We start from the raw sequence: 10,197 nt of genomic DNA, 5'->3' as shown, positions 1-10,197 counted from the left end.
GGGCTGGGAACAAGATATGCGTAACTTCTTCCTCTATACTAAGGACAGCACAGAGGACGGCATTTCTACCAACGACTTCCGAGCTATGCGCGAATACATCTGGTACTATAACGCAAACTTTGAAGGTACTAATGCCAAGATTCAAGTGGAATCGCAAGGCAAGGACGCTGCGCGTATCGGAATGGGTTATAGCAAACCGTTAACGGTAGATAATACCGAAACCAATAAGATTACCTTTACCGGCTCTGGCTGGGGGCATGGTGCGGGCAGCGGATTTTATAATGATACGCAGAGCTACAGCCAAAAAGCAGGCGACAAATGCACCTTCACCTTTGAAGGCACCGGTGTCAAATTTATCAGTTCCTACCAAAAAAACACCGGCAAAGCAAAGATCCGCATCGATGGCGGAGAACCGAAAGAAATTGACCTGTACAACGGTATCGGTACAGCGCAAAAGCAGTATGTAGCATACCAAGAAGAGGGTCTTTCTTATGGGTCTCATACTATTGAAGTAGAAGTTGTGGGCGGTATCGGAGACAACGGCTTTATTGTAATAGACGCATTCCAAGTGTTAAGCGGCGAATCGTCCGAATTAAAGGCAACTCTATTTGTAAATAACGAATGGAATTACCCCGCACTGGATTGGAAAAACTATACAAAGCCTTCTTTAAAGATCTCTAATGGTTATACCGGAACGGTAACTATGCGGCTCACCGACACCGACGATTACAAAGAAGTTGTAGAGGGGCCACTGCCGTTGGCCAAAAATGTTCAAATTACCGCGCAAAGCAATGCGCTTACGGTGGATTTTGATATTGAAAACGGTACTAAAGAGGAAAGTACTTACCGTTGGCTGAAGAAAAAAGCCGGAATTTTAGGCAATGAATACTCCGCAATTCCGGGTGCTGTTACCGATAAACTGTATTTAAATCGCGATATGGCAGGTTTTGTATTCATCTGCGAGGTGACTCCCGGCAGTGGCGGGCGTATGGGTACTCCTGTTCAAAGCGCAGAAAAAATGTACGGTGCGCAAATTGTAGATGACAACGCTACAGACCAAATTATCTATGCAGGCGATAAAGTAATCCATGACGGCCCCGGAGGATATTTGGCAGGCACTCAGCTGCACAATACTACGCTCTCGTACATTAAAAAAGGAACCGTCAGCTTTACCTTTAACGGTACCGGCATCCGTTGGATGGGACATAAGGAATCAAACCACGGTAAAACAAAAATCACCTTAGATGGGGTGGATTTTGGAACCGCCGACCAAGCGACCTCAGGGCATGTGTACCAATCTTTTATTTTATTCGAAAAGACCGATTTGCAGCCGGGTGAGCATACTATTACTTTGACCAATGCAGATACTGCTTATATGAGCGTGGACGCATTTGTAACGATAGATGCTTCCCAATTGCCTGAAATCGCAGTTGACGAGCTAAATAAGGTGCTCGCGCAAGCCGGTGAGTTGAGCGAAAAGGGATACACCGCTCTATCTTGGAAGGTACTGAAACAAGCAGTAGCAGCTGCACGTGAGATGCTTGAGAAGGGCGGCTACACACAAGAGCAGATAGATGCCGCTGTAAAAGCCATTACCGATGCAATAGCAAAACTTGAGCTGAAAAAAGGCAATATACTTGTCGAAGTTCCCGCAAATACGAATGTTACAAATCAACCACTGCCCAGTGGCGGCACAGGCATAAAAGTGGAAGAAAAGCCGTTGAATGAAAACGATGCTCATAAGCTGGACGAGGCAATCAAAAAGCTTAGCGGAATCAATGTAGACAGCTCAACAGACTTTAAACCGTTCGACCTCTCGGTAATCGTTGTTGGCGGAGCAAATGACGGCGATATTATTGCAAATGCCGAGTTGACATGTATGGTTACCTGTAAGTTGACATTACCAATAGGCCACGGCCTTACCACAGACAACGCCAGAGTGGTGCGTTTGCACAACGACAAAGTGGATGTTCTGAAAGTTGTGGTCAGTGGCGATACGTTGATATTCGAAAGTGATAAATTCTCCACCTTTGAAATTATCAAGATCACCGATAATAAGCCTGATTCTTCGTATACAGGCAGTTCTAAGTCTTCATCGAACGGAAGTGCGGGCAAAGATTGGAGCACTGTACGCGAGCGCATCGAGAACGCAAGTAAAGGCGATACTATTCTCGTACTCATTCAGGAGGATATGATTATTCCTGCATCCGTAATCGATACCGCTGCTGGCAAAGATATTATCTTGGTATTTGATAATGGAAAAGAAGAAGTTCGGTTAGAGTGCAAAAACATGAACAAAACTGCCGCCGATCGAGTATACTTTACCTTTGACGGCTTGCTCGAGTTAAAAGCAGTAGAAAAAGCTCAAAGCGGCACCACACAAATAAACCCCGAAACAGGTGGTGAAATGATAACCGTGACGCAAGCACCGGCTGCTGAGGTTTTACGAGAACATGAGCGTGCTATTAAAGCTCCTGATCAAGCGCAAAAGACTTTACCTAAAGCTCCTGCGGATGGGCGGAAACCGATTGCAACAACGGCCGAAACCGCGACGTGGGTATGGATTAGCGTAATTCTGCTTACGGCAGCAACAGCTAGCGGCCTGTATCTCTGGAAAAAACGCAGCTAATTCACCATAGTTAAATGTAATAATTTTGCAGGACAGGCGGCACATTTTGTGCCGCCTGTTGACCTGCTCCCCAAAATTAAATCGGGTTACCTTCGCGAACAAAGGGTAAGTGTGTGGAAACGACGGTATGAAACTGGACATTTCAAGAAAAATGCTTAGAACCCATACCGTCGTTCAAATTTATAATTTATTAACTTGTTCTTATGTAATATTAACCAATATAGACATTACAACTAAATTTATTCACAATTTTTTAAAAATATATTTCCAATTTATATATATGTTTCCGTTTTGTGTATTTGAAAACATAGCCCCCATCTTTATAATGAACATATACAAAGGAAATACTGCGCCCCCATCTTTATAATGAACATATACAAAGGAAATACTGCTGTAAATTGCATCAGCTTGTGAACAGAGAATTCAAAAAACAGCATGAAGGCGGAGTTGCGGTAAGCTGTGCAAGAGAAAAAGCAGAAAGAAATGGGAGATTCGAGGATGAAAAGGAACGCTAGAAAATTGGTTGCCCTTTTACTGGCCGCACAGATGATGATTGCGACCGGGCTGACAAGCTTTGCACAGAATTCATCGGTGGAGGCAGCCGCTAGCGCCATTGTGGCGGAGCAGATTATCGACACGGAAACCGACGGCACGGAACTGTTGCTAGAGAAAGAGAAAGCCGCTGTCACCACTGTGGCAGAGCAGATTATCGACACGGAAACCGACGGCACGGAACTGTTACTAGAGGAAGAGGAGGCACGCGCAATCGCCTTGATGGAGGAAAGTGAGGAAGCAATCCCAGACGGCACGGAATCGTTCATTCCTCAGGCGAAAATGACGGCGAGCGCATCCCATTCCGGTTCCAGTGACCCCGCGTCCCAAGCGATTGACGGGAACACAGCCGCAACGGACGGCAACGGTAAAACCGTATGGGCCTCCTGGGGACGAGGGGACGACACTGCAAAGGATCCCCAATGGATTCAGCTGGACTTTGACCGGGCGTACAGCGTAAAGGCGCTCGAAATGACCGGCAGAAGCAATATGAGCAGAGGCTTCGTCACCCTGTACGACCTCGAAATCCGTGCAGACGGGGGAGAATTTGTAACGGTTACCACAGACGGAACTTTTGATGTTCCCGCAAACGGCGTGGCGGTACGCGCCGAGCTGCCGGAGATCACCGAGATCGTCGCCATTCGGCTGACGGCCAAGGACTGCATGCTCGACAGAAGCAACTTCTGGCCCGCGATCTCCAACCTGAATGTCGTGGTGGTTGGCGAGCCGGTGGAGCCCGAGGAGCCTGAAGAGATTCCGGACGGCCCCGAGTCGCTTGTCCCGCAGGATAAGATGACCGCGAGCGCAACGCATTCCGGTAAGGGCGACGAGGTGGATAAGGCAATTGATGGAGCCGCCATGACAGCTCAAAACGGAAGAACCGTATGGGCCTCCTGGGGACGGACAGATGACACCATCAAGGCCCCCCAGTCGATTACCCTGAAGCTTGACCGGGCATACGCGGTCAAAGCGCTCAAGATGACCGGCAGAAGCAATTCAAACGAGGGATTCGTCACTAAATACGACCTCGAAATCAGCGTGGACGGCAATGAATTTACAATGGTGGCCGAGGACGGAAACTTCACGGCTCCTGCCACGCACGGCACTGCGGTGCGGGCTGACCTGCCGAAGATCACCAAGGTCACGGCCATTCGTTTTACAGCCAAGGACTGTGAGCCCAGCAAAAACGGCGTGGGCAAATTCTGGCCCGCGATTTCCAACCTCGACGTTGTCGTGGTCGGTGAAGCGGTGGATCCTGAGGAGCCGGTTGTCCCGGGCGATCCCGACAAGATCTGGGCTTCCCCCGAAATTGCGCCCACACCCGCCGAGGTTACTGGCGTGGAAAACCCAGTGATCCTGCTGAACGACTGGCAGGGCAGCGGAGACTGGGAATTCCTGTTCACCCCGCCCAGCTCCAAACCTGCGTCCGGGGACTTCGATGTCTCCACGTGGGACGGCCAAAATTGGAAAAACATTATTGTGCCCGGCGAAATTCTGATGCAGGGCTATGATATCGCTGCCGACAAGGAGTATTACTACAAAACCACCCTCACCATCCCCGCCGATTACGACGGCAACCGCATCCTGGTTCGCTTTCAGGGCGTGTACAGTGACGCGCGCGTCTGGGTGAACGGCAAGTTTGTGCGGAACCATGTCGGCGGCTTCACCACCTGGGACTGCGATATTACCACGCTGGTGGGCGAGATGAACGGCGAGGCTAAGGAAGTGACCATGGTGGTCGGCGTGACCGACGTGCGTGCGAACCCCTCCTACGGCTCCACCTATGCTCACCACAACATGGGCGGCATCCTGCGTGACGTGGAGCTGCTGGCTCTGCCCAACGATTACATCAAGAGCATCCATGTGGAGACCGAACTGGACGAGACCTTCACCGACGCGGAGCTCAAGCTGGATGTGAAGCTGGGCATGGTTTCGGAGAATGCGACCGTCGAGTTCGAGCTGATCGACAAGAGCGGGAACACCGTTGCACTGGAGCCCGGCAACGTGGCGTTCACCAAGGACGCGCCCCGCGCGAAGGTCTCCATCCCGGTGACAGCGCCCGAATTGTGGGACGCGGAGCACCCCAACCTGTATGAGCTGAAAGCGACTCTTAAAGTTGACGGAGAAATCAAACAGGCCAACACACAGAAGATCGGCTTCCGCGAGGTCACCTACCAGGTGGAGAACGAGACCTACGACCGGAATAAGGTCTATGTCAACGGCAAAGACGTAAAACTGCGCGGCACCTGCCGCCATGACATCTCCTACGACCTGGGCCGTACCATGACGGACGAGCAGACACGGCAGGAGCTGCAGGCATACAAGGACATGAACATCAACTTCCTGCGTACCTCCCACTACCCGCCCAACAGACGCTTCATGGAAATCTGCGACGAAATCGGCCTGTATGTGGAGGTCGAAACCGCCGTCTGCTTCCAGTACGGATACAACGCTTTGGGCACGGCGTCATTTTTGAATCAGTACACCGAGATGATCGAGTGGCACAGAAACAATGTTTCGGTTCTCATGTGGTCGCTGGGCAACGAGTCGTATCACTACGGCAACCCAGAGGTTTACCACAAAAAATGGGATTATATCAAGGCAACTGACACCACCCGTCCGGCAATTTTCTCGTGGCCCAGTTCTGTGAGGGATGGTTCGGTTCCCTACGACATCTACAGTGCGCATTACGTCAACTGGGATTTGACCGGCGGTGGCGCAGGTTATGGCAATCCCGATTATGACAACTTCCCGGTCATCCACGACGAGTACGCGCATATCGCTTGCTACAATGTCAGCGAGTTACAAAACGATACGAATGTGCGCAACTTCTGGGGCGAGAGCCTCAAGGTGTTCTGGGATAACCTCCTGGAAAAAGACGGGGCACTGGGCGGCGCGCTTTGGGGCGGCATCGACGATGTGTTCTACATCCCCGAAGGCACTACGGAGCGTTACCAGAAACATTCGGACGGCGACGCGGCCGGTTACGGCGAATGGGGCAGCGTGCTGGATGTGTTCCTGCGCCTGAAACCCGAAGCGTGGCTGACCAAAAAGGCCTACTCCCCCATCCGCATCGATGAGGAAAATATCGCGGCACCTGCGGCAAACGAAGTCCTGGCGCTCAACGCGAAAAACTGGTTCGACCACACCGACTTCGACGAGGTCACACTGGTTTACCAGATCAACGACGGCGAGGCGCAAACAACGACGCTTTCATCTGTCGCGCCGCACACAGCGGGCACAATTGAAGTACCCGCGAACGATTGGAAAACCGGCGATAAAGTAAACCTCAAATTCTACGCCGATTATGACAACATCTTAATTGACGAGTACAACATCGTTCTCGGTGGCGTGCAGGTGGATTTTGAACCCGCGAGCGAAACCGCACCGACTGTCACCGAGGATGGCGACGTTGTAACGGTATCCGGCAAAGATTTTGCAGTAAAATTCAGCAAACAAAAAGCGCAGATCACCGAGGGAAGCTTCAATGGCGAGGTACTGCTCAAAGGCGGCCCGCAGCTGAACGCGCTCGGTGGCATCATGGCAGCAGATGCAACCACGCCTTTGACCTACAAAGTAGAGAACAATCAGGCGATTGTGACGCTGCTCGGTTCCTACGGCGCGACCAAGGTGCAGTTTGATATTGAAATCAGCGGCAACGGCATCATCACCACCAACTACACGCTGCTCACCGCGCCTCCCCAAAAGGACGGTTGCTCAGAAGTTGGTGTTGTCTATGAAATCGCCTCCGGTATGGAGAGCGTGAGCTGGCTCCGCGACGGCTTCTGGTCGGCTTATCCCGAGGATCACATCGGCCGCAACGAAGGCACGGCTCTGCGCATCCGTCCGGGTTCTGATGTCACCCCCGATGAATACGGTGTAAAACCCAACTGGGGCTGGGAACAAGATATGCGTAACTTCTTCCTGTATCCCAAGAACAGCGACAAAGACGGGATTATGACCAACGACTTTAAGGCTATGCGTGAAAACGTCTGGACTTACGATGTCAACTACGGCGAAGAAAAATCTGGCATCCGCGTGGAATCCGCTGACGCGAGCGTCGCGGCCAGAATCAGCATCGGCAAGGGCAACAATGAAAACTTTGTAGACGACCGTGACCCGCGCATTGTTTACAGCGCAGGCGGTTGGAGTACCTACGAGGCCGGTACCGATTATGCGGGCACCGAAACCTTTAGCACCAAGCTGGGCGCCACCGCCGAGTTTGCCTTCAACGGCATTGGCGTTCGCTACATCGGTTCCAAGCAGAATAACGTCGGTAAAGTAAAGATTTACATTGACGGCAACACCGAGGTCGATACGTTCAGCGATATTGGCAACGCACTCAAGCAAACACCGATTTATAGCATTGACAATTTGAAAAACGGCCCACACACCATTAAGCTTGAAGCCTCAGGCGGAAAATACAACTGCATTGTGGTGGACGCGTTTGAGGTGTTGACCGAAAAATCTCCCGAGATCAAGGAAACCACCAAACTGATTATCAACAACCAGTGGTACTATCCCGGTCTGGATTGGGGTAACTACGAGGGCATCAGCGGAAAGCTGAATCAGGGGTCGACCGGTTCCGCAACCATCCGGCTGACGAGCGACACGGGCGAAGAACCTTCAACCGCAGACAAAACCCAGCTGGAGCTGGCGATCAATCTGGCGGACGGCATTTTGACGGATGAAAGATACGATAAGATGAGCAAGGCGAAGCTTGCGGAGCTGGTATCCGCGGCGAAGGCGCTGCGCGAAAGCGGTACGGCCACTCAGGCACAGGTGGATGAGATGTCGAAGGCTCTGACCCGCGCGGCGGTGCAGATTCGGCTGATGAAGATCATCAACGATGGGCAGCGGTTGCTGAACGAGATCGACCAAACGAAGTACTCTGTGGCGACGGTTAAAGCGCTGAAGGATGCGGTTGCACACGCAGAAAATCTGTTAGCGTTGGGCACAACCGATCAAAAGACGCTTGACCAGGCCGAAGCCAATATGAACAAGGTGCTGAGTGCGTTCAACCCGGCCCCGAGCAAACCCTCGAAGGGCGGCACGAGCAAGGCAAGTGACAGCGACTACTGGGGCAGCAACAGCATTGTGGAAAAGATTAGTAACTTTGCGAGAGGTGAGACGCTAAGCGCGAAGCTAGAAGCGGGCGCGATGATGCTTGCGAAGGTGCTTGACACGGCGAAGGCGAAAGGGGTCAATTTGAACATCGAGATTAACGGCAAGGATTATCTGATTCTGATGACGAACATCAAGCTTGATGAGGCGGCAATCTACTACACCGCCGAGGAGTTAATTGCGATGGCGAGCACACCGACCTCCTCCAACCCGGAGACAGGCGGAGAGGTACCGGAGACAGCGCCTGCTGTTCCTGCGGCGGTTATCCCGGCGACGCCGGTGGTTCCCGAAGTGCCCGAGCCTGTAGCGCCGACGGAACAGACCATTTACGCGCTACCAGAATTAGGTAGCATACCCCAGTAGGGCACACGGAACAAACTATTTAAGCGCTACCCAAATTTATCGATTGTAGCGCAATTGATACGCTTCCCCTAAGCGTCAAAAGATACGCTACGCAAAGCAAAATTCAAAGCTTCATAACCACAAAAAGCACCTGCGACGCAGCAAGTGCTTTTATTCTGGTATAGTATGTTTCCTGTGATTTCAACCATCCCATCGGCTGTTAACGTCCCTTCTGTCATACATTCAAGTTGAAAAATAAAACAAAATAATTATCAACCCCACTTTTATTTTACTTTATATTGACAAACTAAAATAAAAGTGCTATAATACCCCTTGTAATTAACTTTTCGCAAAGGAGGCCGCACATATATGATGGACAGAGCCGGAAAACTAAAAACAAACCTGTCGGGTGAGGCGGCATACAAATCATTCACGCCATCGCCGCTGCCGCCCAATCCTCCCGTTGAACTCGATAACGAAACGGTCGAGCTATTGGTAAAAGCCAATAAACAGCTTGCCCTTCTGGAGGGCATCGCGGTGCGGATTCCGAACGTTAATTTGTTTATATCAATGTATGTCCGCAAGGAAGCGTTGATGTCGTCCCAGATCGAAGGAACGCAGGCCACACTGGAGGATGTGCTTGACCCGCTGATTGACGAAAATGCCAACCGCAATGTCGCCGATGTGATCAACTACATCAAGGCAACCGATTTTGCGATTGCCAGGTTGAACGAACTGCCTCTCTGCAACCGACTGATCAAGGAAGCGCACGCGGTGCTGATGGCGGGCGTCCGCGGGCAGGAGAAAAATCCGGGTGAGTTCCGCTATTCCCAAAACTGGATCGGCGGCCAGGGCAGCACATTGAAGAATGCCAGGTTTATCCCTCCGACTCCGGAAGATATGACGGCGGCAATGTCCGACCTGGAAAAATACATCAACGGTGATGATGCGCTTGATGTTTTGATTCGCGCAGCCTTGATCCACTACCAGTTTGAAACCATACACCCGTTTTTGGACGGCAACGGACGTATCGGTCGGCTGCTCATCACCTTATATCTGATGGCCAAAGGCGTGCTGACAACCCCCGCTTTATATATTTCATATTTTTTGAAAAAGAACCGTATAGAATATTACGACCGCATGAGTGAGGTGCGCAGGAACGGGAACTATGAGCAGTGGATCAAATTTTTCCTGCAAGCGATTTACGAATGCGCCGAGGACGCAACGGATACCATTGATAAGCTGACAGCGCTCCATAATAAAAATATCGCCGCTATCAGCGGGATGGGCCGCGCCGCCAAAACAGCGCTTCGCTTGTTCGCTTACCTTGAAGGAAACCCCATCATTGAAATCCAAAAGACAGCGGTTGCTTTGGATACCACATTTAAGACGGTATCCGATTCTGTCCGGCGGCTTTGTGAAATGGGTATCCTGACACAAAATTCCGGAGAGCAGCGCAATAGGACATTTTCCTATGCCGCCTATCTTGACATCCTGCGTGAAGGGACAGTATAAAAACACCATAAACTATGTAAAAAACGCTGTGCCGA

3 protein-coding genes are annotated in these 10,197 nt (G+C 51.1%); all 3 read left to right on the top strand.

Annotated elements, in window-relative coordinates:
* Nucleotides 1-2,629, top strand: a 2,629-nt coding sequence (locus RTV33_RS10760) for a hypothetical protein (protein ID WP_312644156.1), incomplete at its 5' end; no start/stop codon positions are given.
* A 498-nt stretch (nucleotides 2,630-3,127) separates the two neighbouring features.
* Nucleotides 3,128-8,668 (top strand): discoidin domain-containing protein, encoded by a 5,541-nt coding sequence (locus tag RTV33_RS10755; protein ID WP_312644154.1) that lies wholly within the window; start codon nucleotides 3,128-3,130, stop codon nucleotides 8,666-8,668.
* 348 nt (nucleotides 8,669-9,016) lie between these two features.
* Nucleotides 9,017-10,162 (top strand): Fic family protein, encoded by a 1,146-nt coding sequence (locus tag RTV33_RS10750; RefSeq protein WP_312644152.1) that lies wholly within the window; start codon nucleotides 9,017-9,019, stop codon nucleotides 10,160-10,162.
* The last annotated feature ends 35 nt before the right edge of the window (nucleotides 10,163-10,197 follow it).

The sequence above is a fragment of the Hydrogenoanaerobacterium sp. genome, assembly GCF_032017025.1.
Taxonomy (GTDB): domain Bacteria; phylum Bacillota; class Clostridia; order Oscillospirales; family Ruminococcaceae; genus Hydrogenoanaerobacterium.
The sequence above is the reverse complement of the archived record's forward strand: the minus strand, read 5'-3'. Positions and strand labels throughout refer to the sequence as shown.